The organism is Fundidesulfovibrio soli (assembly GCF_022808695.1).
Classification (GTDB): domain Bacteria; phylum Desulfobacterota; class Desulfovibrionia; order Desulfovibrionales; family Desulfovibrionaceae; genus Fundidesulfovibrio; species Fundidesulfovibrio soli.
Genome location: NZ_JAKZKW010000001.1, coordinates 323,419 through 348,005, shown reverse-complemented (window position 1 = coordinate 348,005; position 24,587 = coordinate 323,419). Strand labels below are relative to the sequence as shown.

Sequence of the window (24,587 nt, the reverse complement as noted above, 5' to 3'; positions counted from 1 at the left end):
AGGAAGTATCTCTATCCTACTGTACCTGCAGGTACAACACCGCGATGGGCTGAAGTTTGTTCATGTTGAGCTGCCGTTTGAAGACGGCGTGCGCCCTGGCGGTGACGGAACCGGACGAACATTCGAGATCCGCGGAGAAATAAAGGCTGCGGGTGGTGAACATGCCCAGGGGCAGCGCCTCCTTGCCCTGTTCCTGAGCAAGGGTCGCGAGCCAGTCCGTGCCTTCGAGCCGGGGGCGGTTGGAGGGCGTCCGCCGGAAGGTGTCCACCGATCTGGCGAAATCCTCCGATTTGGCCTGGTCCAGCCCAACGGCCATGGCCGCCAGCACGGGCAGGGGGGCGGTGTTCACGTTGACCAGGCCGCTGGACCAGATGGTCACCAGGTCTTTCAGGCCCACTTCCCCGGGGCGGCCGAAATACAGCTCGTCGCTTACGCCCTGCACCAGCCTCAGCTCCGCCACGGTGTCCAGCGCGCCGCCCTTCACCCGGTAGGGCAGCCCCGCGTTCAGGTAAGGCTCGTCCGCCTGGACCAGGTCGGCTGTCTTGGCCGGCGAGGTCATCCATGACTCCAGCGCCGAGGCGATGGCCTCCGCCCGGGCGGAATCCACCAGGAAGGGGCGCCCGCGCAGCAGGCGCAGGAAGGCTTCACGATAGGTCTGGTGCCCCTTCATGTCCGGGTGGATGGAGTTGATGGGCAGCTTGCCCGTTTCGTCCACAATCCGGCCCTTGAGCTTGTCCCCGAAAAACCACCCGCCCGGGACGTTCTCTCCGGCGGGAAATATGTCCCAGCTTTCGCCGGGATAGTCCGATGTGGTCAGGGCTGCGTCGCGCATGATGACCTTGGCCGCGCTCAGAACGGCCGACTCCGCCATGAGCCGCGCCTGCACGCGGCTGAGCGCGGCCTGGGCTCCGAACACCTCGGCCTCCGCGCTGGAGATGATGCGCACGGCCAGCGACGCCAGAAGGCCCGTGAGGATGAGCACGTAGATAAGGGCCGCGCCGCCCTGTCCTGATCCGGCCTTGCCGGTCGCGGGCGTCATCTCAGCGCTCCCTGCGGTCCGGGGGGGACGGCGCGCACCGGCAGGTTGGCCACCAGCTCCAGGGGGAAGACCCTTTTTTCCTTGCCGCGCACCCGCGCGGTCAGCCGCACCTGCACCGGTATCTGCCACTCGCCCGAGAGCATCCGGGAGCGGTTCTCCCAGGAGTTGGTGGCCTCGCCCGTGCTGGAGAAGAACATGATCGAGGGTTCGGTGACGCGCCGCACGATCTCCACGTCAGTCACCGGGCGGTCCTTGCCGGCGCGCCAAGGCATCTCGGCGTAGGGCCATTCCCGCCTGCACAGGGTGAATTCGCCTGGGTTTTCGGGGTCGTCGCGAAGAAGATACTCCACTCTGACGATGCTCATCGAGGGGAAGGTGCCGCGAAAATCAAGGCCGGAGGCGGCGGCGAAGGCCAAGATCACATCCTCGTCGGAAGGCGTGTCGATATCCCTGGGCCTGCCGCGCCCGCCCACGAAGGAGAGGAAGGTGGTGGCCGCGTTGCGGTTGGAGTCGGAGTAGAGCACGGAGCCGAGGTCGTTCTTGAAGAACCAGGAGCTGATCCGCAGCTGCTGGCCCATCTGGAGCCTCTCCTCCACGTCGGCGGCTGTCTCCGTGACGCGGGAGAGCACGGCGTAGCTGCCCATGAAGATCATGCCTGTTATCAGCAGGGCGATCATGACCTCCACCAGGGTGAAGCCCTGTTCGGTGGCGCGGGTGGTCATGGGCGCACCAGAAGCCTGCTGAGGGTGACCTGGTTGATCTCCTTCGTCCCCCAGGTGACCTTCACGGTGAGCAGCGGAAGGTCCGGGTCGGCAGGGCCGTTCTTGACCTCCAGCGACCACTGCATGTCCTGGTCTGGCTCGGGGAACTGGCCCGTGCCCCCGGGCAGGTTGTCGGGGCCCTTGAGCTCCGCTTCGGCGACGATGCGCGCGGCCAGCACCGAGGCACGCTCGATCTGGGACGCGCGGATGCGCTGGTCCTGCAGTTTGGCCAGCGACGCCAGGAGGCTGACCATGACGATGGAGACGATGGCAACCGCCACCAGGGATTCGAGGATGGTCAGGCCGGACTGGCGGGAACCGGAGCGGGCGTCCATTGGCCTATTGGTCCTTGGTTTCGGAGGTGGTGACGCTGGCCCAAGGGGTAAGAAGCGGGCGGTAGCGTTTGCGGAAGGCCTCGATCTCCTGCGATTCGCTGCGTGTGCCGAAGCGCAGGGAGGAGCCAACGGCCTCCATTACGGCGACCTTCTTGCCGCCAGCGGCTGACTTCTCCGGGAACACGAGGAGGAAAGGCTCGACAAGCCCCACGGGATACACGGCGATCCGTACGGGCTTGCCCTCCTCCTTGGACTGTCCGGAGGGCGTAAGCCAAGCCTCTGGGCGGAACGCCTCGGGCAGGGGAAGACGCTCGGCCTTGATGCTGCGTTGGATGGGAGCGCCCTTGCGGACCATCACGGCCATGGACTTTGCCGGGTCGATGGAGAGTTCCCATACCTCGCCGGAGATGATGGCGTCGGTCATGCCCCTGTGGACCAGCCCGGTGATGCGCCGAAGCGTGGCCCGGTCGCTCTCGCTGCCCATGACCGCGTTGATGGTGGGCAGGGCCAAGCCCACGGCAAGGCCCATGATCATCATCACGAAGGCAAGCTCCAGCAGGGTGAACCCTGCCTGGCCTCCCGGCCGCGCCTTTCGGAGCGCGCCCGGGGGCTGGTGGCCGGTCCTGCCGGGAGGCGGGGTGAGGCGCATGTGTGCGTCCGGGGCTAGTTGATTTCCCAGCTCTTGATGTCCGCGTTGGGGCCTTCGCCGCCGGGCTGGGCGTCCGCTCCGAGGCTGACGATCTCGAAGTCGTTGTGCTCGCCGGGCGAGATGTAAATGAACTCGTTGTTCCAGGGGTCCTTGGGCAGGGGGCCGTCCAGGTAGCCGCGAGGCGGGTAGTTCTGGGGCACGCGGCCCATGGTGGGCTTCTCCTTGAGCGACTTCAGGCCCTGCTCGGTGGTGGGGTAGACCCCGTTGTCCAGCTTGTACTGCTTGATGGCCATGGAGAGGCTCTCGATCTGCGCCTTGGCCTTGACCACCTTGGCCTTGTCAGGCTGGTCGATGAAGCGCGGCACCACAAGCCCGGCGAGAACTCCGAGAATGACGATGACGACCATCATTTCGATAAGCGTGAAGCCTGACTGCGAACGGCGGAAAAGCGCCGGAATGCGATTGTTGGTCGGGTTGGAATGCATGGATACTCCTTTGGCGAATTGGGAAGCTCAGCCTATGAGGCTGCTCATTTCGAAAATCGGAAGCATGACGGCCACCACCATGAAGGCGACCACCGCGCCCATGGCCAGGATCAGGGCGGGCTCCACCACGGAACTGGCCGCCGTGACCCGGTTCTCCACCTCGGCCTCCAGCATCCTGGCCACGGTGAGCAGCATGGAGTCCAGCTGGCCGCTCTGTTCGCCCGCCGCCGCCAGCTGGAGTACGATGGGCGAGAACACACCCGTGGCCCGCATGGGCTCGGTAATGCCCGCGCCCTGCTGGGCTTTCTCGCGCACCGCGGCCATGGCTTCGGCGAACACGGTGTTGCCCGCCACTGCCGCGCCGATGTCCACTGCGTCCAGCAGCGTCACGCCCTGCTTGAGGCAGGTGCCGAGCGAGCGCGTCAAGCGGGCCATGGCCGCCTCGTGCACGATGGGGCCGATCACCGGCACGTACAGCAGGATTCTGTCCAGCACGCGGCGCACCGCCGGGATGCGGGCCACCCTGAGCATCGTCAGGAACAGCCCCACCATGCCGCCGAGCATCAATGGCCAGTAGGAGCGCATGAAATCGGTGACCGCGATCAGGATCACCGTGGGCACCGGGAGATCCCGCTTCAGGTCGACGAAAATGCGCGTCACCTCCGGGATCACGTAGAGCAGCAGGATGGAGATGACCAGCGCGCCGAAGACCAGGATGAAGCACGGGTAGATCATGGCCGCCTGGAGCTTGCGCTTCAGGGCGTACTGCCTCTCCAGGTAGGTGGAGAGGTTGGACATGACGATCTGCAGCGTGCCTGAGGATTCGCCCGCCCGGACCATGTGGATGTACGTGTCCGGGAAGACGCGCGGATGCTCGGCCAGGGCTGCGGAGAGCTCCCAGCCCTCCTTCACGCGCTCCAGAATATGCGAGAAGACCCGCTGCGCAGGCGCCGTCGGCATGTGTTCGATAAGACCGGAAAGGGCCTTGTCCAGGGGCAGGCCCGCCTCCAGCAGGGTGGCCAGAACCTGTGTGGCGCCCGTGAGCTGTTGGCGCGTCACCCCGGAGAAGAGCACGGGCATCTGCCACCCGGCTTTGGCCGGGGTCTTATCCGCCACGGCGTCCGCTTGGGCGGCGCGGAGGCTTTTGACGAAGAGTTTGCGCTGCAGCAGGGCGTGCCGCGCGGAAGCGGCGCTATCCGCCGCGAGGATGCCCTTGCAGTTCTTGCCCAGGGCGTCGATGGCCACGTATTCGAAAACTGGCATGGTGTCGCCGTTTACGGTTTTTTCTTGAGGATTTCCTGCTGGCCCTGCCGCAGCAGCACCATGTGGTCCTCCTCGATGGAAAGCACCACCGCCTCACCAAGGGCCTGCCCCACTGAGACGCTCTTCGGCGCCCTGTTGGACTTGTCCACCAGAAAGGCCATGCTCCACTGGGGATCGGTATGCACCGCGGTGCCGATGAGGTCGTAGGCGACGGAGGAGTCGGGCAGGGCGGCCTCTTCGCGCGGGGCTTCCGCGGCTTCCTTGCGGGTGGCGCTGAAGAGATTCCGGCTGACTATGGCATCCACGTCGCCGCCAATGGAGAGGTCGCCCTTCGGGGCTCCCGCGCCCCCTTGTGCGGCCGGAGCCGAAGCTTCGATACCCGCCTTGCCGGGCAAGGGAGCAGGCGATGTGAAGAGCCCCTTGGCGACGACCATGGCGGATATCACGCACAGCAGCGCGGTGAGCGCGTAGCTCAAGGCCTTGAGGGAGAATTCCGACATTATGGCCTCCAGCGGGCGGCCCGCCCGGTTTCAGCCCGGCGGTGCCTCATGGCCTGGCTCCAGATATGATCGCCGTGATGCCAGGCCGCCTCAATTGCAGAGACCCAGTTTCTTGGTTTCGTCATAGCGTTCGCACAGTCCGAGCATACAGGCGACGCTCAAGTCCTCGCAGCCCTTGTTCGGGTTGTTGGTGCGCATGAGCAGCAGGCCGCGATTGTAGTATGCCGCGGCAAAATTGGATTTGAGGGACAGAGCCTGCCCGTAGTCCTGCAGGGCGCCCTGTACGTCGTTGAGCTGCTCGAGGATGATGGCCCGGTTGAAATAGAGGTCGGGATCGCGCGGGGATGATTTCACGGCCAGATCGAGCGCTTTGCGGGCTTCAGGAAAACGTTTGATGGTCCAGTAGATTTCCGCCTTGTTGGCCAAAGCCGGGGCGAAATCCATCTGCATGGAGAGCAGCTTGTCGTAGTCGGCCAGGGCCCTGTCGAAATCCTTGGTGCGCTGGTAGGCGATGGCCCTGTTGAAGAGGGCCTCGAAGTTGCGGTTTTCGCTCAGGCGCAGGGCCATGTTGAAATCGTTGAGGGCCTTTTCGTTCTGGCCAAGGCTGAGATATGCGAGCCCCCTGTTGTTGTAGGCCTTGAGCATGGACCCGTCCAGGGAGATGGCCTGGGTGAAGTAGTCCACGGCGCGGTCTTCCTTGTTGAGCTTGAAGGCGGCCGTGCCCAGGTTGAACCAGGCTGTGGCGGAACGGGAATTCCTCTGGGTCACCTGCTCGAAATCCTTGTAGGCCAGGTCGTACTGGTAGAGCTGGAAATAGGCCTGCCCTCGCAACTGATAATCGGCGGCGGACTGTTGCGAACCGCTCAGGTGCATGGTGGTCTGCTGGACGATCTTTTCCGGATCGTCGACGCGCATGGAGTCGGCCTCGCGGGTGGCCGGCGGTTGCTTGCCCGCCTGATTGCACCCCCCCAGCAGCGCGAGGACGACGAGTCCCATCAGCAGGAGCCGCAGAGGTCTCCGGGCGGAAGGACGTAGAACGGCTTCGGAAATGGCGGCCTCGGGGAGCTTGTAATTATTGGTATGCAACACGTGGACCTTTTTTGATATGTTTTGTCTCACGGGCGCTGCGATGTCAACGTGCGTTCCACCCCAAGTGCACCGTTTCAGGACGCAGTCGGGTGGAAATACCCTGATTCGGGGTCGCCGCCGCGATCGCCTGGCTCACAGGGGTGCGTAACTCAATGGCAGGCTCAGGAAGAAGGGCCACTGCGACCCGAGCGCCGTCTGCACCGGGGCGAAGCCAATAGTGGGGGAGACCGTGGTGGTCGTCTGCCCGGTGGTGGTCGTGGTGGTTGTCGTTGTTGTCGGCAGGGTCGTGGAGTTTACCACGGCGTTGCCCGCCACCGCCTGGAGGCTGGCGGCCTTGCTGCGGTCGTTGGCGGCGTCAGTGTTCAGGCTGCTCTGGAGCCCCGTGTCAGAGGTGGAGGCGGCCATATCCGATTCGATGGCGGCGCGAAGGGTGTAGAGCCCGGCGTATTCAGGCGAGAGGTTGATGGCCTTGGTGGCTTGGGTCAAGGCGTTCTGCAGCAGCACCTGGTTGCCGGGGTTGGAAGGGGAGGCCGTGCCTGTCTGGATCTTCCACTGGGCGTAATAGGTAAGCGAGATGTCGCCCACGATGTCGGCGTTGTTGGGGGCGATGCTGAGCGCCTGGTTCAGGTCGTTCAGGGCGTTCTGATAGTTGAGGGTCTGCAGCCAGTAGATGCCGCGCGCCGTGAGGGCGAAGTCGGAGCCCGGGGACTGGGCCACGGTCTGGTTGAGCTGCGAAAGAGCCAGCGTGGAGCCGGCCTGGCCCGCATAGGCCAGCCCGAGGCCTGCCTGGGCGACAACGTTCTGGGCGTCCAGGGAGAGGGCCTGGGAGAACGTGGCGTCGGCCGCCGTGAACTGGGCCGTGCGGAGGTTGGCGAGGCCCTGCTCCAGCCAGGAGGGGACGATCTTGCTCTTGTTGCCCTTCTGCACTGCGGTGCAGGTGGCCAGTGGCAGAATGGTCTGGGCGATCATCTGGTTCTGCTGCTGTTGGGCGGCGTCCTCCGCGGCTTCCTTCTGGTCCAGGTTTTCCGAGACAGGCAGCTTGATGGAGCTGCCGGAGGAGCCCATAGCGGAAATGGTGCCCGAGGATGAGGTCGAGGTGGTGCCGGTGGTGCCGTTAGTCCCGGTGGTGCCAGTGGTTCCGGTGGTGCCAGTGGAATAGGTCGTTCCTGTCCGGCTCAGGGAGGACTGGGTCGTGGTGGTGCCAGTTGTGCCGGTGGTGGTGCCGTTGGTGCTGGTGGCCGTTGTCGTCCCCGGATAGAGGTACGAAGAGCCGAGGGTCAGGGCGGAGTAGAGGTATGGCGTGTAGCCAGCGTCGTAATAATAGTTGTTTGTGGTGCCCAGGGCGTCCTGCAGGGTGTTGTTGAGGAGATATTGGTCGCAGAGGGTGGAATTGCGGTAAAGCTCACCCGCGCGGCGTGCATCCGACCTGGCCTGGCTGTATGAGCCGAGGTAGAATTCGGCCATGGAGCGCAGCAGATAAGCGTCGGGGTTTTCGTTGTTGCTCAGGCGCAAGGCCTTGTTGCTGGCGATAAGGGAGTTGGAGTACTGCCCGCTGATCAGGCTTTCTCTCGCTATGGCCAGCAGGGCGTTCACGTCGGTGGCGGCGATCACGGCTGATGAGGCGTCCTGCGCCGAGGACGGCGCGGGCGCGGCGAGGCAGATCGACAACAGAACCGGCAAGGCGTATGCGCTGGCCCGGACGATGCGGGTCAGGCGGTGACGGATGTCCGTGCGTATCGGCATGGCGGACCTCTATGAAATCATGGTTGTTGGAAGCTTACAAAAGTTAATGCCCCGGCAGTGAATTGTCAATCTGACTCCCCCTCCGCCAGGTGCTCCTTGTCAGCCAGGGGGATAGTGTGTATCGCCCTGGCTTCGGAACGCGGTTGCACATGACTCTGCCCTATTTTTTCGGATAAAACCAGCGCATGAATAATAATTCATCCTCCCCCATCGGCATTTTCGACTCCGGAGTGGGCGGCCTCACCGTGGCCCGCGCCGTCATGGAGCGCCTGCCGCGCGAGAGCGTGCTCTATTTCGGAGATACCGCCCGTGTGCCCTATGGAGTGAAATCCCAGGACATCATTTCTCGTTACGCCGTGGAGATCGCCAAATTCCTGCTGGAGAAGCGGGTGAAGATGCTCATCATCGCCTGCAACACCATGGCCGCCGTGGCCTACGACGCCGTCCGCGCCCTCTCCGGCGTGCCCGTGCTGGAGGTCATAGACGCGGGGGCGCGCACCGCCGTGGCCCACACCCGCAACCATCGCATCGGCATAATCGCCACGCCTTCCACCACGTCCAGCGGGGCCTACCTCCAGGCGATCCAGCGTTACGAGCACGACGGCATGTTCATCACCACCCAGGCCTGCCCGCTTTTCGTCCCACTGGTGGAGGAAGGCTGGACCGACCACCCCGTAACCCGGCTCACGGCGTTCGAGTATCTTACCCCGCTGCTGGCGCAGAACATCGACACTCTGGTCCTGGGGTGCACGCATTACCCGCTGCTCAAGCCCATGCTCCAGTCCGTGATGGGGCCGGGGGTGCAGTTGGTGGACTCGGCCGAGGCGATCTCCTTGCGCGCCGAGGCCCTGCTGCGCGAGATGGACCTTGAAAACGCATCCGGCGAGCCGCCGCGCCACGTGTTCCACGTGACGGACGTGCCACACCGCTTTCAGGAGGTAGGGGAGCGTTTTCTGGGCAGGCCGCTCGACCAGGTGGAACTGGTGAGCCTGTAGCCCGGCCCGGCGCCCTCAACCCCCTGCCAGCTTGACCGTGTAGCCCAGCTTCTTCAACTCCTGGGCCAAGGCTTCCCTGTGGTCGCCCTGTATTTCGATCACGCCGTCCTTGATCGCTCCCCCCGCCCCGCAGCGTTGTTTCAGCTGTTTCGCCAGCTTCTCCAGGGCCTCGCCTCGGAGGGGCAAACCGGTGATGAGGCTGACGCCCTTGCCTTTGCGCCCTTTGGTCTGGCGCATGATCCTGACGATGCCGTCTCCGGCTGCGGAGGCCTTGCGCTTGGCGCAGTCGCACCCCGCCGCGGGCTTCCCGCAGGCCGGGCACATGCTGCCGTGTTCGGTTGAGTAGACCGGGCCGGAGTTGTTCCTGTCGCGTTGGCTCATGCTTTGCTCTTCGATGTTCGGATTCGCCGGGGAGGGGGATGCCCGCCGCCCGGCTCGTTCGCGCCCTCCAATGACCGAGCGGGAGCGTGATGTCCAAACATAAATGTACCCGGAAGGCTGGGCGATGGTCAGCGGTGCCCGCCGCCTCTGCCTCCTCCGCCATGTCCTCCACTCGGGCCTCCGTAGCCACCTGGAGCGGACGGCCCTGGTCCGATATACGGATTCTGGAAGCGTCCGCCCTGGGGGGGAGCCGGAGGAGGCCCAACCTGACGCCCGGGATTGGCCGCCGGGAGCGAGCCTTCACGGCCGCCCCATCCGTGCGGCGTCCCTTCGGGGTGGGGCTGATGGGCGGGCGGGGGAGCAGCCACGGCGGGCGGGGTCTGACCGCCAGCTTGCCCCTTGAAGCCCGGCGGAGGCGCGGCCACGGATGGAGGCTCCGCATGGCGCGGCGGAACCGTCTGCGGGGGAGGGAGAACGCGTGCCGGAGGCGCTGCCACAGGCGGCGCTCCATAGGCGGGCCCTCGCTGGATCGGGGAGGCCACGGTCCCGGGCTGGCCGTAACGATGCCCAGGGGTGCCGGAGGTGTGCCCGTAGCCCTGCCGGCGCGAGGGTTCGTACACCCAGGGCCTGTAGGCGGGAGCGCCCGTGACCACCACCCGGTTGAACGAGGCCACGCGGTAGGGGTTCACGACGACGCTGCGCCTGCGGTAATCGAAGCGGCACCAGTCGGTCACGGCGATGCCCACGGTCACTCCGGCCGCGAATACGACCCCGTAGCGGGGATAGTATCCCGGGAACCAGGCCACGGGCTGATACGACGGATACCGCCAGGAGCCATAGACCGTCAGCGGGTCGTAGTAGGGGACGTACACCACTCCGGCCGCCGCCGGCTGCACCAGGATGTCTTCGTCTTGGTAGGTCACGCTCTGCCGGGAATCCGAGACCAGTGTCCCGGCATTCCGTGCGCTGCGGCGCAGTTCCTGGATGACGTCCGTCACCTCGGCCTCCTCCGACAGGAATGCGTCCCCAAGCCTGGCGGTGTTGTCCAGATTGCGGGCCATTTCGGACAACACCGCGGGATAATGGCAAAGGGATTTGACGCTGGCGTCCCAGGGCTGGTCCAGCAGGGCGGCGTTGAGGCGGTCGGCGTCGAGGCTAGGATACTGCCTCAGCCAGGCGTCGGCCTCCCGAAGCTCGCCCGGATAGGTGGAGGCCATGAGGATCTGCGAGAGCAGCGGGTCCGGGTAGAGGGCGATGGGCGCGAGAAGCTGGGCCAGTTCCGCCCGGGAAAAGGAGCCCGGTCCATGCTGGGCCTCGGCAGTGCCGGGTATGACCCAGGCTACGGAGAGCGCAGCGGCGAACATCATGAGCCGAAAAATCTTCACGGTAGCCTCCAAGTCCCCTTGCGAGACGAAAGGTACTTTGGCGCTGGGCAGGGCGACCCGGTGCTCCCAGCTCGATACTCATCATATAGCGCCATCCCGATGGGTTGCCAATGGCGGTCGGGAACAGGGGAGGGCGCCCCTGCCGCCATGCCTTGTGAGGTCTGGCTTCGTTTAGTATAAGCGGCAGCTTCGGTGCGCGCCTTCAATAGAATGCGTCCCAACCTCAGCCTATTCGATGCCGGGAGCCGTACGTCATGTCTGGTCAGTCAGGCTGTTTTTCCTTCTGTCGATATTGAAAAAAGGAGATTGCAATGTCCAAGGCGTCCAAATTTGTCACTTCGACTTTTTTTGCAATGTGTCTTTGTGTCATTCCGCTATTTGCATCCGTGTCCTCGGGTATGGATATGACATCCGGAGTTCCTCGCATCGGAGACACTTCCAAAAGAGATGCAAAGGCGATGGCTGAAGAGAAAATGAAGTATGACTCCGTCAATAAGGGCGTTGATACGATGGTTGAGGGCTCTGATATGATGCTCAAAAAGGACAAGCAGGCGATGTCTGATGGGCAGAAGCTGATTGTCAAAGGGCAGAAAATGATCAAATCCTCAGCGCCGAAGGATAAGGCGGGCATGAAAATGTTGAGCGGCGCGGATATGATGTTGAAGGCCTCAGAGCTTATGATGGGGAACGTCGAGTCGGACATGAAGCAGGGCGAGACCATGATGAAGGACGGTGTTTATATGCTTCTTCAAGGGAAGGGGATGCTGATGGATGGTCTAAAATAGGACGTTCTCCCGAGTTTGCTGATTTGCGCTGTACGTCTAGCGGAAGTTGTTCCCCAAATTACGGCGGATCGCATCCGTTTTGTTTGAATGGCTTCTGGTGACAGTGCTGATGTCAGAGATTGTTGGGGACGACCGCTCGTGGGTCGTCCCCTTTTTATTGGGCACTTTGAAGGTTCCAGCGCGCGGATGAATTTTCCCAGGCGAAATGTCCGCGCCCTATTCTGGCGGCAGAATCCCTTCAGATCTGGTCAATCGTACAGGAGCAAGAACCGGGAGGAGAGCGGAGGCGGGTCAGTTCGAGAAACCGCTTGAACGGGTGTTTCGGCTGTCCTAGATTGCATACAATTGTGATCTGTTCCGAAACCCCGCCAACATCCGCTCGAAAGGGCCATGCGAGATGAAACGTATTCCAATGGCCTGAAAGGAGAAAATCATGAAAACGGAACTTCTGAATCCTCAAAACAGTGCGGTGATCTTCATCGACCACCAGCCGCAGATGACCTTCGGCGTGGAAAGCATCGACCGCCAGACGCTTTTCAACAACGTCCTGATGCTGGCCAAGGCGGCCAGCATCTTCAAGGTGCCCACCATCCTCACTACAGTGGAAACCAAGAGCTTTTCAGGGAACATGTGGCCTCAACTGCTGGACATCTTCCCGGGACAAGAACCCATCGAGCGCACCAGCATGAACTCCTGGGAGAGCAAGAGCTTCGTGGAGGCCGTGGCCGCCACCGGCCGTAAAAAGCTGGTCATCGCCGCCCTCTGGACCGAAGTCTGTCTGGCGTTCCCGGCGCTGGAGGCCCTCGGCGCGGGCTACGAAGTCTATGCGGTGGAGGATGCCTCGGGCGGGACGAGCCTCACCGCCCACAACGCCGCCATGCGCCGAATGGAGCAGGCCGGGGCCGTGCCGGTCACGTCGCTGCAGGTGCTGCTCGAATACCAGCGCGACTGGGCGCGCAAGGATACCTACGACGCCTTGCTGGCCGTGGTGAAGGAGCACGCGGGCGCCTACGGCCAGGGCGTGGAGTACGCCTACACCATGGTGCATGGAGCGCCCGCCAGCCGGGCCAAGGGCAAGTAGGGGCGGTGCTGTCCCGGCCGCGGCCTCAGTGATCGCGGCCGGGGATCGCATTCGAACAGCGGCGGGGAGCACAGCTGGATGCGGTGTGACCCGCCAATTGTTTGGCGTCATCCGCGCGTGAACACCCCGTGAGTCGATGCCGAAATTCCAGGGGGATAACCACCGCTCGCCTATCCTTGCAGTCGAGGCCGCGGACTTGACAAGCAGGGCCGAAAACTATTTGTATTAGGAACACTTCCGTACGGGCATACTCCCTCGTGACGATTCAGCACCGGCAACGAGCCATATCGGAACAGCCATGGACCTACTCGATTCTTCGCAGACGAACGTGCTTGAGCTTTCGTGCCGTGTAAGGCGGAGGGACTTCCTGCGCGTTGCCCTCTCCGGGGCAGCCCTCTTGGCCGCGCCAGCCATTTGCGGCGGTTTCAGCCCTGCCTGGGCCGCGAAAAATCAAAGCCGGCCCGCCAACCCCGTTGTTGGGGCAGTCCCCGCCGATGTCTGCACGGGCGGAGATCCCGCTTCCTTTACGGCCGCTTCCGCTGACCGGGCCGGAATGTTCCTGCTCTTCTCCGACGTTCATTTCAACCCATTCGCCGACCCAGGCAAGGTAAAAGCCCTCGCGGCCGCCCCGGCGGCCGAATGGGGGGCCATTCTCGCCGATGCCGCCCCGGTGTACAGCCCTTACGGGCAGGATTCCAACAACGCACTTTTCCAGTCCTTCCTTGATGATATGGCAAGCCGCGCGCCCAGGCCGGATTTCCTGCTGTTCCCCGGCGACCTGCTGTGCCACGGTTTCTGGACCCTGTATCCGCGATTGACCGGAGACTCCTCGAGCGGTGGGCTCCTGGGCTTCATCGGAAAGACCGCCGAGTATTTCCTGGCCGAGGTGACCCGCCGTTTTCCCGAGGCCCCTCTGTACCTCGCCCTGGGCAACAACGACAGTTTCGAAGGGGATTTTCGGATCGTCCCGGACAGCCCCTACCTTTCGGTCACCGCCTCCAGCATTGCGCAGCGCGCGTTGAAATCCGAGGCCGACAGGGCGGCCTTCCTGGAGTCCTACCCCCGATACGGATGCTACTCCTTGCCCCTGCCAGGCCACGGCGGCAGGATCGTTGTCTTCAACAACATTTATTGGGCCAAAAGGTACCCCAATCAAGGTGTCGGAAAGCCGGTGCTGGACTTTCTCACCCAGGAGCTGGCCACCGCTGGCCGCCGAGGCGAGAAAGTCTGGCTGATGGCGCACGTTCCCCCTGGCGACAACTCCAAATCGAGCGCCGCCAAATATCTCAAGACGGGGAAGAACGTATACGCTCCCTTGCTCGCCGATGCCTGGAACGACGCTCTGGCCAACCTCCTCGTGGCTCATTCGCAGACCGTCAGGGCGTCCTTTTGCGGGCATGTTCACCGGGATGAATTCCGGCTCGTGTACCCCAAAGGGCGGGAGCTTCCCGCCGCTTCCCTGCGCCTGGGGCCGTCCATTTCGCCCGTCACGGGCAACAACCCGGGCTATCAGGTCTATTCCTACGACAGGCAGAGCTTTGAACTGCTCGACACGGCAGTTCACTACCTCGACATCGGTGCCTCCCGGCCTGCGTGGGAGGTTGAATACACGTATTCGCGGGCATACGGCAGAGGGCTGCGCTCGCCCGGGGACTGGCAGGCAATGTACCAGGAACTCAAGACCTGTTCCGGCAGGCGCAAAACGTTCGAAGAGGCGTTTGATCTGCGGAGCACGCACATCGACGAAGTCAACGGGCGCACCTTCCCCATATACTGGGACGCACTCGGGGTGACCGCACAGACGTCAATCTGATCGCCCTGGTTCAGAACGTTCAATCAAGCAGAGTTATTCGGTAGCTGGATTTGATCCAGACCGTTGCCCGGACGCGAGTGGAGCATAAAAAAGCCCGGACTGTTCAGTTCGGGCTTTCGTTGCGATTTCAGGCGGCCTGTTGCTGCTCGAGGGGGTGTCCGTCAGATCAATAGTCTTTCAATTTGTATTGGTTGTATGTTTTGAATGTGATTTTTTGAGTTACCCGGAAAGTTACCAGGGTTTGAAATTTCTTCCGCCCATTTTGGGGGCCAGAAAACTACCCCCAAATTAGGCAGAAACTGCGAGTGGTTTTCCTTCACCGGTCCAGGTTTGGAGATGCCCAGACATCTGCCTCCCCTCCCCAATTTCCATTTTGCACGAGTGAAAAATGAGAGCGCATCCGGTTTACAACGCGTAGACTACAAGTATTTAGCCTGCCCCTTATCCGCTCTGTCCCGGTCCTGTTCTCAGGTCGTCAGCGACCTGCTTTTGCCTACCGCCCCGCGCGCGTAGTTGTGCATTCTAGGGGCCTACGACATGCTCACATATCTCATCAGGATACGTATGTTTTGCAAACCCAAACCAAGCAAAACGCCCCGTATTTCTACAGGGGCGTTCGCTGTATCGGTGCTCAGGAAGGGGACTTTTCAACTCCATTGGGGCGTTTGCTTGTCCCTGGCATGTATTCCCCGTCTAAAGGCTTATGATTCATCTTAGGGCCAGAATCTGGCTTGTGGGGCAGTGAAGTTCATCTGACGTTTGCCTTGTTCACGACGCATGGAGCCAGCATCCTTCCCGATGATTGAATTACCCCCTGCCGAGCACACACAAGTCCACAATATTCAGGAACACCCTTTATGGACCAACCCAAGGTGAGGTCTCAAACGCGGACGACGGCTTAACAAGGGTTCCTCAACTTGTAAGGTTGCGGAATACTGGGCTTGGTGAGTTAGAGGGGTTATTTGGGCAATGAAGGGATAAAACACTGGCAACAATTGGCAGTAATAGACTACTGTTATTTTCAAACCCGTTAACTCCTGTCCCAAAGTTTACGAGAAAACCGGGTCAGGATTTTTCGAGCCCCAGCTTGGGGTAGCCCATCGCCAGCATAAGAGGGGGGAGTTCATTGTCGGGAGACTAACCTCGCTGGCTATTGGCTTTGTATAACCGTCTGAGAAGAACCTAAGGAGCGTCCCTGTGCAACCTATTGGCCCCCTCATGCATGAGCATCGGCTCATCGAACGCCTACTTAAACTGGTAGCGCACGAAGTGGAGCATATCGAATCAGGCCAGCAACCCGACAGCGATTTCATTGATCAGGCAGTGGATTTTTTTAGGATCTACGCCGATCGCTGCCACCATGGCAAAGAGGAGGAGATCCTGTTTCGCGAATTGGCGAAAAAGCCGCTTTCACCGGGAGAGCAAAAGGAATTGGCTGAACTTATGGAGGAGCATGTTCAGGGTCGCTTTTTAGTGCGAGCCATCTCCGAAACAAACCTCGGTGTCGGGCGTCACGACAACACTGTCTCGGTAAAAACCCTCGTTTCACTTTTGCGCCAGTTGATCGACTTCTACCCGCTGCACATTGCGAAAGAGGACAAGCATTTTTTCCATCCAATCATGAGCTATTTTTCTCGCCAGGAAATGGATGCCATGCTCCAGGAGTTTGATGAGTTCGATCGACAGATGATCCACGAGAAATACACAAACCTCGTGAGTACCCGAGAGGACGCCCAAAACTAGCATCAATGAATTCCGAGCGATCACACCCGACAAGGTCCCCGACTGTTGCCCTCTACGTCTAGGGTCAGGTGAAGCTGGTAGGTAACCTTACAAAGGCAAGAGCTACTTTTGGTAACAGATTTGGGTTAAGTTAAACCGAAATACACTGTAACACGTATTGGGGGTGTCAGCATGTATGTCGTCATAATCTCGTTTCCACCTATAGTGGCAGGCAAAGATGCTGAGTTTATAGAATGGTTTGGTTTAACAAACAAACAATTTTCAACGTTTAAGGGCTTTATCAAAAGACGGCTTTTAAAATCTTTCGGGGAGGGAAACTATGCGGCCATCGTAGAATTCGAAAGCAAAGATGCTTTCAACGCAATGCATGGCAGTTCTGCCCATGACATTGCCGGAGAGCATGTGAAACCGCTATTCGACGGGAGCCCAACGCCTCAATTTTATGAGGTGGTCATAGGTTAGGTCCAGAAATCAAGGCCGAGCAAGATGAGGATGTGTCTTGCTTGGACAAATACTGTTGGTTGGCGAAGTTGAGTCGGACCAGTTCTCAATGGGCCACAAGCTGGTAAGGGAGGCACTCCGACAAATCGGCGTACCTTCCCCTGTTCAACAGGTGGGCTTTTTCGTCGTTGGTTTGCGGTTCGATCGTTCGGAAGGTGGAGCGCTCTCAGAGCCAGGATTGATTCTAGGGGCTAAATCCGGCTGTGGAGCAGTGAAGTTCATCTGACGTTTGCCCTGCTAATAACGATTTATTATCAGCTCCAGTCCGATGTCCGGATTGTGCCCAGGCCGGGTACACATCTTCCCCGCCATTTCCCTGTACTTTTGTGGTTTCACCCGAGGGTTGGATAGCAGGCTAAACTAGCCGATATGCTTGCTCAGCCGACGCCAATCACTTGCGACCCTGTATAAATTATGGCACGAAATGTTTAATTTAAATGGAGCGAGTGTGTCGTGCAGCAGAAATTCTAGCCCTAGATGGGCCTAAACCTGGAGCGCGCCGCATGAACATAAAGGCGAAGTGGGGCACGTTTCGTAGGTCTGTTCGCTACAGGCTTACTTTTATTGTCCTGGCCAGCGTTCTGCCCGTTGGATTCGCAGCAATCGCCCTAGTATACAGCAGCTTCCAGCAAAGGCGTGAAAGTATCTGCCAGGACATGCTGGATACCACCCGCAAACTCTCCATGACAATGGATCGGGAACTAGAGGGAACTCTGGCGGACTTGCAGGTGCTGGCCAAGTCGTCTGAGCTTTCTTCTGGTGATTTTAAATGCTTGTATGACCAGACCCTTATAGCTCTTGTTAACCGACCCGGCGCTGACATCATTCTGGCCGACGAGACAGGGCAGCAGTTGATCAATAGCTATCTCCCCCCTGGGGCTCCTCTTCCCAAACGCAATGTTCCTGAACGAGTCCTGCGCATCTTTGAGACAGGGAAGGGGGGCGTGAGCAGTATATACAAAGGGGCTGTAACTGGACGTTACCTCATCAGCATTGATGTTCCGGTGTTTCGTGACGGCCGCGTGGCGTATGACCTTGCATTGACCTTGCCTGTAGATACGCTGTTGCAGGCTCTCGCCCTGCCTGCCTTGCCTCAAGAATGGACGGTTACGATTCTGGATAGCGCCGGTATGGTCGTAGCCCGTACACGGGATCAGGCACAATTTGTCGGCACAAAACCCAACTTGCCCGCGCTGACGAAGCACAAGGAAGTCGCAAATGAGGGGGTACTGGAGGGATTAGGCATGTCCGGGTGGCCGGTTCTGGCAGGGTTCAGCCACTCGACTGTTTCAGGGTGGACCTTGGTCATCAGCGTGCCCAAGGCTCATGTCATGCAGGGCTTGTGGCGATGGGTGGCCATGGCTCTTTTTGGTACGGCATTCCTTGGAGCTTTCGGGTTCGTCATCGCTTTGCGGCAGGGCCGCAAAATATCTTCTTCCATTACCGGACTCATTAAACTCGCAGAGGCACTGGGGAGGGGTGAAAGGTTAGAGGCGGAGAAGTCAAGATTTACTGAGACCCAGGTGGTGGCAGATGCTCTTCAAGGAGCATCGGACCTCCTCAGGCAGCGTGAGGTAGCCTTGATTTTGAGCGAAGCACGTTTTCGCACTGTTGTTGAGGACCAGACAGAACTTATCGCCCGGTACAAACCCGATGGCACATACACGTTCGTCAATGAAGTCTTTTGTCGCTTCTTCGGCAAGACAGAGACAGAGTTTGTCAACCATGGTTGGCAACCTCTTGCAGTTCCTGAGGATGTGCCGATGGTCGAGGAGCGCATTCGCAGCCTTTCCCCTGATAACCCGGTGGTTGTCATTGAGAACCGCGTCTTTGACGCCAAAGGTGAAGTCCGTTGGATGCAGTTTGTCAACCGCGCCTTCTTCGACAAGGACCATGCCCTTAAGGAAATCCAGGCTGTTGGGCGCGACATCACCGAACTCAAGCGGATTGAAGCATTGTTACGGGAGAGCAATGAACGCTTCAGTCTGCTGGTGCAAAGTGCCGGGGATGCCCTCTATCTAGCGGACTTATCTGGCAGGCTATTGGACGTGAACCATGAGGCGGAACGCCAGTCCGGTTACACAAGAGAGGAATTGCTGGGTATGCATGTCGTTGACTTGGATGTGAATGACACACCACAGATGAATGCTTTCATCGATCCAGTGAACGATGATGCGACGGTTTCATTTGAGACCAGACACCGTAATAAAAGCGGCCTTATATACCCTGTGGAAGTCAGGGCTACCCCCATCAGGGAGAATGGAAAGAAACTGTGGCTAGGCTTTGCCCGGGACATCACTGACCGCAAGAATGCGGAGAAGTTCAAAGCCGATGTTGAGGGCATCATCCGGCACGACATCAAGTCCCCCCTGACGAGTTTGCACGCCCTAACCGAATTGGTTGAGCGTGGTTCGATCAACGGGTCGATCATCTCACACATTCCGAAAATCCGGCGTTCCATCAGGCAAGTCATCATGCTGGTGGACTCATCTGACAAAATCATGAAGATGGAACAGGGCGAGTATGCTCCAATCAGTTCCAGATGTTCGCTCCGGGCTCTTTTCGAGGACATCCGGCTGGCGTTGGCCGACCATCTAGCCGCAAAAAACGTCAGGCTTGAGTTGGTTCATACACAGCAGCATCTTTACGGAGAGGAATTCCTTCTCGAAGACATGCTACTGAATCTAGTCAAGAACGCAGTGGAAGCCTCACCTGAGGGTGGCTGCGTGATGGTTACTTGCCGGAAGGAGCCACCCTGGGACCACATTGACATACACAACCAGGGTGCAATTCCTCCTGAAATCAGGGAGCGCTTCTTCGACAAGTATGTCACCAGCGGCAAACGATTGGGCACCGGCCTGGGAACCTATAGCGCTCAACTCATCGCCAAGGCGCACGGCGGTCGCATTGATTTCACCACTTCGGAGACGGAAGGGACAACCGTGACGGTCATCCTGCCCTGTTCAAAGGCTTCTTCATAATTCCGATGCCGCCAGGCAAACCTGTCAAGGCCCGGTGGTGCTATCTCAGTCCATGAGCGCGCGCATTTTTCATTTTTACAAGAGCACGATAAGCTTAAGGGAGGCACCCCGACTAATCGGCGTACCTCCCGCCATCCAACAAATAGGCATTCCGCGACTGGCTTGCCGTTCATACACTCGGAAGGGGAATGTATACGTCCTCAGAGCTTGGGATTCATCCTAGAGCCCGAATCGGGCTGTGGAGCAATGTAGTTCATTTGCCTTTTGCCCTGTTCGCTGCGCTCCCTGCGGACCCGTTGCCTATGTTCGGATTGCGCCCCAGGCGATACGGCCAGAGGGGGCAGGGTAGGATAGCTCATACGGCGTGTTCACGTCGCAGTCCGTGAGGCCGTCCGGCATACAGTCCCGGCAGAGTGCCTTGATGGCCAAGAGCAGGGAGCGGGAAACGTTGGGCGGTATCTTTCCGAAGCTTTAGTGCCAGAGGTCGCAGGGGTGTCGCTCGTCTGGTCCGGAGACGCATATGGCCACCTCACGGGTTGGTCCGCTAGAAAACCAGACGCAGAACGCCCGAAGGGCATCCAGCGGGGAACGGCGCTTGCCCTGGAGCACGTTCGTGGCGCTGTCTGGCGTCTTTCAAGCCCACGTCCGGGTAGACGCCAAGCGAGAGCATCTTTTCCTTGCCCTCGAATGAGTAGCGCAGCCGCCACCACTTTCCGCCGTTGGGGCGGACCTCCAGGACAAGGCCGCGCTCGTCAGGGAGCTTGCAGGGCTTGGGTCCGGGCTTGGCGTTCTTCACGCCAACACCCGCCAGGGGGGGATCCCGGCATGGCATCCTCCGAGCCGTGGTACGGAAAAGAGTTACCAGGCGCCGAAACCTGTTGCCCGGATTGACACCCAGGTTGTTACCCGGATGTCAACGGACCATACTGGACCGGCCCGGACTGTTCAGCCCAGGCTTATATTTTAATTTCAGGTGTTTATGGACTTTGTTGGACTTGCGTGGAAGTTGATATGGCGGAGAGGGTGGGATTCGAACCCACGTGCAGGTTATTAGCCCACAAACCGATTTCGAGTCGGTCCCGTTACGGCCACTTCGGTACCTCTCCGCGCCGTGAAGGAAAGGCACCTTAGAGAAATCCCGCCTCGGTTGCAAGCCTTCGGTACGCTTAACGGGGATCATTCTTGCGGCCGTTTGGTCGCACGCGCTGCGGGGGGCTGTTCGGCGCGGGACTTGTGCTTGGAATTGGAACGAAGCTCAGGCGTTGCGGGCCTTGCGCCGGGCGGCGAAAAAACGCGACAGCGTTGCCCCGCACTCCTGGGCCAGCACGCCCTCCAGCACGGCCGGGCGGTGGTTCGTGAAGGGCAGGGCGGCCCCGTCCAGGTTGGAGACCAGGGCCCCGGCCTTGGGGTCGCGCGCGCCGAAGACCACGCCGTCCAGCCGGGCGTGGATCACCGCGCCCACGCACATCAGGCAGGGCTCCAGGGTCACGGCCAGGATGCAGCCGCCCAGGCGGTAGTTGCCGATGGCTTGGCCGGCCTGTCTGATTGCCAATATTTCAGCGTGGGCCGTGGGGTCGCTCAAGCCGATGGAGGCGTTGCGGGCCTGCGAGAGAATCCGGCCCGTGGCGGTCTCGATCACCAGCGCCCCGACGGGGGCCTCCCCGGCCTTGCCCGCCAGCCAAGCCTGGCGCAGGGCGCGGGCCATCACCGCCCGCCAGGACCGCCAGTCGGTGGGGGGGGTGTTGGCGTCCAGCGCGCGGGTGCGGGGGAAATTCATCGTTTTAGAAGAGCGGGCGCATCCCAGGTGGGATGCGCCCGCATTCGTTGCGGCCTTGGTTCAGGCGTTTTCCTTGATGTGGCGCACGGCGTTCTCCAGGATGGAGATGCCGAGCCTCGGCGCTTCGCCGCGCATCCAACCCGGATGGTTGGTGGGGTGGTTGAAGGCCTCGGGGTGGGGCATGAGCCCCAGGATGCGCCCGGAGGGGTCCGTGAGGCCCGCGATGGCCATGGGCGACCCGTTGGGGTTGGCTGGGTATTCCATGGTGGGCTTGCCCGTGGCCGGATCGGCGTATTGCAGGGCGATGAGGTTCTCGGTGACGATGCGCGAGAAGGTGGCGTTGTCCTCGGGGATGATCATGCCCTCGCCGTGGCGCACCGGAAGATCCAGCTGCTCCAGGCCCTTGGTGAACACGCAGGGGCTGGCCTGGTTGACGCGCACGGTGACCCAGCGGTCCTCGAAGCGGCCGGAGTCGTTATTGGACAGGGTGACCTGGCGCTCGAAGTACTTGCCGTCCAGGGCGGGCAGCAGCCCGAGCTTTACCAGCAGCTGGAAGCCGTTGCAGATGCCCAGGATAAGGCCGCCGTCCTCGAAGAAGGTGCGCAGCTGCCCAAGCAGGGCCTCGCCCGCGGCGGTTTTCGCGTATTTCCAGCGGATGGCCCCGGCCTGGCCGGCGCCGAGGTCGTCGCCGTCGAGAAATCCGCCGGGAAAGATAAGAAAGTTGTAGCCGGGCAGGCTCACCCGCCCGGCCGTGATGTCGGAAAAATAGACGATGTCGGTCTGGTCGGACCCCGACAAATTGGCCGCGTGGGCGGACTCCGCCTCGCAGTTGGTGCCGTATCCGGTGATGACCAGGGTTCTGACTCGGGCCATGAAAGTCGCTCCAGGGGTTTCTTGAAAAAATCGGACCGGTCGCTTAGACGTGTTCGGAGACATTACGTGCCCCCGAGCGAAGCGTCAACCGGGAGGGGGCTTTATACACTTTTGCTATCGGCAAGGAGGCCGGGCTTCATGAAAACCAAGTTTATTTTCGTCACCGGGGGCGTGTTGTCCTCCCTCGGCAAAGGGTTGTGCGCCGCCTCCATCGGCGCGCTGTTGCAGGCGCGCGGCCTGAAGGTGACCATCCAGAAGCTCGATCCTTACATCAACGTGGACCCTGGCACCATGAACCCGTTCCAGCACGGCGAGGTGTACGTCACCGACGACGGCGCCGAGACCGACCTCGACCTGGGCCACTACGAGCGCTACCTCGGCGTGCCCATGAGCCAGAACAACAACTTCACCTCCGGGCGCGTCTACAACACCGTCATCCAGAAGGAGCGCCGCGGCGACTACCTGGGCGGCACCGTGCAGGTGATCCCGCACATCACCGACGAGATCAAGCGCTCCATCCTTGGCGTGGCCCGCGACGAGGACGTGGCCATCATCGAGATCGGCGGCACCGTGGGCGACATCGAGGGCCAGCCCTTCCTGGAGGCCATCCGCCAGCTGCGCTCCGACCTGGGCAAGGACAACGTGCTCTACATCCACCTGACGCTCATCCCCTACCTGCGCGTGGCGGGCGAGCTCAAGACCAAGCCCACCCAGCACAGCGTCAAGGAGCTGCGCTCCATCGGCATCCAACCCGACATCATCATCTGCCGCTCCGAGATCGAGCTGGACTCCTCGCTGAAGTCCAAGATCGCCCAGTTCTGCAACGTGGACGCCGACGCCGTGTTCACCGCCGTGGACGTGAAGAACATCTACGAAGTGCCCCTGAAGCTCTACGCCGAAGGCGTGGACCAGAAGATCGCCATCCTGCTGCGCCTGCCCGCCAAGAACGCCGAGCTGCGCCCCTGGGAGGAGCTGACCCACGCCCTGGCCAACCCCAAGGGCGAGGTGTCCATCGGCATCGTGGGCAAGTATGTGGACCTCAAGGAGGCCTACAAGAGCCTGCACGAGGCCCTGATCCACGGCGGTGTGGCCAACAACTGCCGCGCCAACCTGGTCTACGTGAACTCAGAGGAGATCACCCAGGAGAACGTGGTGGAGCGCCTGGGCGAGCTGGACGCTGTGCTCGTGCCCGGCGGCTTCGGATCGCGCGGGGTGGAGGGCAAGATCATCGCCATCCGCTACGCCCGCGAGAACAAGGTGCCCTTCTTCGGCATCTGCCTTGGCATGCAGCTGGCCTGCATCGAGTTCGCGCGCAACGTCCTGGGGCTCACGGAGGCCAACTCCGAGGAGTTCAACCGCTTGAACCCCGACCCCATCATCTACCTGATGCGCGAGTGGTACGACTTCCGCACCAAGAAGCTGGAGCGCCGCGACGCCGACTCCGAGATGGGCGGCACCATGCGCCTGGGGGCCTACCCCTGCGTGGTCAAGCCCGAGACCAAGGCCATGGAGGCCTACGGCAAGCCCCAGATCGAGGAGCGCCACCGCCACCGCTACGAGTTCAACAAGGCCTACTACGCGCGCATGGAGGAGAAGGGCATGGTCTTCTCCGGCCTGTCGCCCGACGAATCCCTGGTGGAAATGGTGGAGCTGCCCGAGCATCCGTGGTTCCTGGGCTGCCAGTTCCATCCCGAGTTCCACTCCAGCCCCATGAAGCCGCATCCGCTCTTCAGGGAATTCATCCGCGCGGCCAAGGCCCGCCGCAAAGCTTGATGAGGAGGCGCGCCCGGCCCGGCTTGACGAGCCGGGCGCTCCGCCTTGCCAGGGACGCGCGCATCCTGGTCCTGGATGTGGACGGGGTGCTCACCGACAACGGGGTGCTCTACGACGCGGACGGCCTCGTGCTGAAGCGCTTCAGCGTGCTCGACGGCCTGGGCATCAAGCTCTTGCAGCATGCGGGCGTTGAAGTTGCTGTGATCAGCGGCCTGGACAACGCCCAGGCCCGCCGCCGCCTCAAGGAGCTCGGAGTGGCCGAATTCAACGGCGGCCACAGGCGCAAGCTCCCCATCCTGGAGGATATGCTGCGCGTCCGAGGACTTGAGTTCCGCCATGTGGCCTACATGGGCGACGACCTGCTGGACCTGCCGGTCATGGCCAAGGTGGGCCTGCCCATGGCTCCGGCCGATGCCCAGCCCGAGGCCCTGCGCCGGGCGGCCTGGATATCGCGCAGGCCCGGCGGGGGCGGCGCGGTGCGCGAGGCGGTGCGCCTGCTGCTGACCGCCAGGGGCGCGAACCTGACCCCGCAGGAGGATTGATCCCCAGGACATCTTGCGTGAAGCCAGGAATTAGTGCATAAGCAGCCTTCGCGGCGGATATTCGGCATTTTTCTTGCTAGCCGTCATATTCCG

23 protein-coding genes and 1 tRNA gene are annotated in these 24,587 nt (G+C 61.3%); 9 read left to right on the top strand and 15 right to left on the bottom strand.

The window, feature by feature from the left end; all coding sequences use genetic code 11:
- Positions 1-16: 16 nt before the first annotated feature.
- The 9 genes from MLE18_RS01690 to MLE18_RS01650 form a co-directional block, all read right to left on the bottom strand.
- Positions 17-1,039 carry a type II secretion system minor pseudopilin gene (locus MLE18_RS01690; protein ID WP_243366752.1) on the bottom strand — a complete coding sequence of 341 codons (1,023 nt, stop codon included), beginning with the start codon at positions 1,037-1,039 and terminating at the stop codon, positions 17-19.
- The gene (locus MLE18_RS01685; RefSeq protein WP_243366750.1) at positions 1,036-1,761 is read right to left on the bottom strand and encodes a PulJ/GspJ family protein; all 726 of its coding nucleotides are present in this window, start codon (positions 1,759-1,761) and stop codon (positions 1,036-1,038) included. The genes MLE18_RS01690 and MLE18_RS01685 overlap by 4 nt, the downstream gene beginning before the upstream one ends.
- Positions 1,758-2,135: a type IV pilus modification PilV family protein gene (locus MLE18_RS01680; protein WP_243366748.1), complete on the bottom strand. Its 378-nt coding sequence runs from the start codon at positions 2,133-2,135 to the stop codon at positions 1,758-1,760. The genes MLE18_RS01685 and MLE18_RS01680 overlap by 4 nt, the downstream gene beginning before the upstream one ends.
- Positions 2,136-2,139: 4 nt before the next feature.
- Positions 2,140-2,784, bottom strand: a complete 645-nt coding sequence (locus MLE18_RS01675) for a pilus assembly FimT family protein (protein WP_243366746.1) — start codon at positions 2,782-2,784, stop codon at positions 2,140-2,142.
- A 14-nt stretch (positions 2,785-2,798) separates the two neighbouring features.
- Positions 2,799-3,269 (bottom strand): type II secretion system major pseudopilin GspG, encoded by a 471-nt coding sequence (gene gspG, locus MLE18_RS01670; protein ID WP_243366744.1) that lies wholly within the window; start codon positions 3,267-3,269, stop codon positions 2,799-2,801.
- A gap of 27 nt (positions 3,270-3,296) precedes the next feature.
- Entirely contained in the window at positions 3,297-4,532 is a 1,236-nt protein-coding gene (locus MLE18_RS01665; protein WP_243366742.1) for a type II secretion system F family protein, read from the bottom strand.
- Between the two features lie 11 nt (positions 4,533-4,543).
- Positions 4,544-5,032 (bottom strand): type II secretion system protein N, encoded by a 489-nt coding sequence (locus MLE18_RS01660; RefSeq protein WP_243366740.1) that lies wholly within the window; start codon positions 5,030-5,032, stop codon positions 4,544-4,546.
- A 90-nt stretch (positions 5,033-5,122) separates the two neighbouring features.
- Positions 5,123-6,028 (bottom strand): tetratricopeptide repeat protein, encoded by a 906-nt coding sequence (locus MLE18_RS01655; protein ID WP_243366738.1) that lies wholly within the window; start codon positions 6,026-6,028, stop codon positions 5,123-5,125.
- Between the two features lie 225 nt (positions 6,029-6,253).
- Positions 6,254-7,864, bottom strand: coding sequence for a tetratricopeptide repeat protein (locus MLE18_RS01650; RefSeq protein ID WP_243366736.1), 1,611 nt, complete (start codon positions 7,862-7,864; stop codon positions 6,254-6,256).
- Between the two features lie 185 nt (positions 7,865-8,049).
- Here MLE18_RS01650 and murI point away from each other — a divergent pair, with 185 nt between their 5' ends.
- The gene (gene murI, locus MLE18_RS01645) at positions 8,050-8,859 is read left to right on the top strand and encodes a glutamate racemase (protein ID WP_243366734.1); all 810 of its coding nucleotides are present in this window, start codon (positions 8,050-8,052) and stop codon (positions 8,857-8,859) included.
- Positions 8,860-8,874: 15 nt separating this feature from the next.
- Here the strand turns inward: murI and MLE18_RS01640 are convergent, their stop codons facing one another.
- Together MLE18_RS01640 and MLE18_RS01635 are read right to left on the bottom strand one after the other, a co-directional pair.
- On the bottom strand, positions 8,875-9,240 hold the full coding sequence (locus MLE18_RS01640) for a translation initiation factor Sui1 (protein ID WP_243366732.1): 366 nt from the start codon (positions 9,238-9,240) through the stop codon (positions 8,875-8,877).
- A gap of 128 nt (positions 9,241-9,368) precedes the next feature.
- Positions 9,369-10,625: a DUF3300 domain-containing protein gene (locus MLE18_RS01635; RefSeq protein WP_243366730.1), complete on the bottom strand. Its 1,257-nt coding sequence runs from the start codon at positions 10,623-10,625 to the stop codon at positions 9,369-9,371.
- A gap of 311 nt (positions 10,626-10,936) precedes the next feature.
- Between MLE18_RS01635 and MLE18_RS01630 the strand changes: the two genes are divergently transcribed.
- From MLE18_RS01630 to MLE18_RS01605, 6 genes are all read left to right on the top strand, one after another.
- Positions 10,937-11,410, top strand: coding sequence for a hypothetical protein (locus MLE18_RS01630; protein WP_243366728.1), 474 nt, complete (start codon positions 10,937-10,939; stop codon positions 11,408-11,410).
- A 433-nt stretch (positions 11,411-11,843) separates the two neighbouring features.
- Complete coding sequence (locus MLE18_RS01625) at positions 11,844-12,491, top strand: hydrolase (RefSeq protein ID WP_243366726.1); 648 nt, start codon at positions 11,844-11,846, stop codon at positions 12,489-12,491.
- A gap of 298 nt (positions 12,492-12,789) precedes the next feature.
- Positions 12,790-14,304: a metallophosphoesterase gene (locus tag MLE18_RS01620; RefSeq protein WP_243366724.1), complete on the top strand. Its 1,515-nt coding sequence runs from the start codon at positions 12,790-12,792 to the stop codon at positions 14,302-14,304.
- A gap of 1,197 nt (positions 14,305-15,501) precedes the next feature.
- Complete coding sequence (locus MLE18_RS01615; RefSeq protein ID WP_243366722.1) at positions 15,502-16,047, top strand: hemerythrin domain-containing protein; 546 nt, start codon at positions 15,502-15,504, stop codon at positions 16,045-16,047.
- A 171-nt stretch (positions 16,048-16,218) separates the two neighbouring features.
- Positions 16,219-16,509, top strand: a complete 291-nt coding sequence (locus MLE18_RS01610) for an antibiotic biosynthesis monooxygenase family protein (protein ID WP_243366720.1) — start codon at positions 16,219-16,221, stop codon at positions 16,507-16,509.
- Between the two features lie 542 nt (positions 16,510-17,051).
- A complete protein-coding gene (locus MLE18_RS01605) occupies positions 17,052-19,529 on the top strand; it encodes a PAS domain S-box protein (protein ID WP_243366718.1) in 2,478 nt (825 codons plus the stop codon).
- A 544-nt stretch (positions 19,530-20,073) separates the two neighbouring features.
- Here the strand turns inward: MLE18_RS01605 and MLE18_RS01600 are convergent.
- From MLE18_RS01600 to MLE18_RS01585, 4 genes are all read right to left on the bottom strand, one after another.
- Positions 20,074-20,325: an Arm DNA-binding domain-containing protein gene (locus MLE18_RS01600; protein WP_243366717.1), complete on the bottom strand. Its 252-nt coding sequence runs from the start codon at positions 20,323-20,325 to the stop codon at positions 20,074-20,076.
- Between the two features lie 216 nt (positions 20,326-20,541).
- Positions 20,542-20,635: transfer RNA gene (locus tag MLE18_RS01595), tRNA-Ser, on the bottom strand.
- 149 nt (positions 20,636-20,784) lie between these two features.
- On the bottom strand, positions 20,785-21,306 hold the full coding sequence (gene tadA, locus MLE18_RS01590; protein WP_243366715.1) for a tRNA adenosine(34) deaminase TadA: 522 nt from the start codon (positions 21,304-21,306) through the stop codon (positions 20,785-20,787).
- Positions 21,307-21,366: 60 nt separating this feature from the next.
- On the bottom strand, positions 21,367-22,179 hold the full coding sequence (locus MLE18_RS01585) for a phosphoribosylformylglycinamidine synthase subunit PurQ (protein ID WP_243366713.1): 813 nt from the start codon (positions 22,177-22,179) through the stop codon (positions 21,367-21,369).
- 138 nt (positions 22,180-22,317) lie between these two features.
- Between MLE18_RS01585 and MLE18_RS01580 the strand changes: the two genes are divergently transcribed.
- A complete protein-coding gene (locus MLE18_RS01580) occupies positions 22,318-23,952 on the top strand; it encodes a CTP synthase (RefSeq protein ID WP_243366710.1) in 1,635 nt (544 codons plus the stop codon).
- A complete protein-coding gene (locus tag MLE18_RS01575; protein ID WP_243366708.1) occupies positions 23,952-24,494 on the top strand; it encodes a KdsC family phosphatase in 543 nt (180 codons plus the stop codon). Before MLE18_RS01580 ends, MLE18_RS01575 begins: the two co-directional genes overlap by 1 nt.
- Positions 24,495-24,587: the final 93 nt, after the last annotated feature.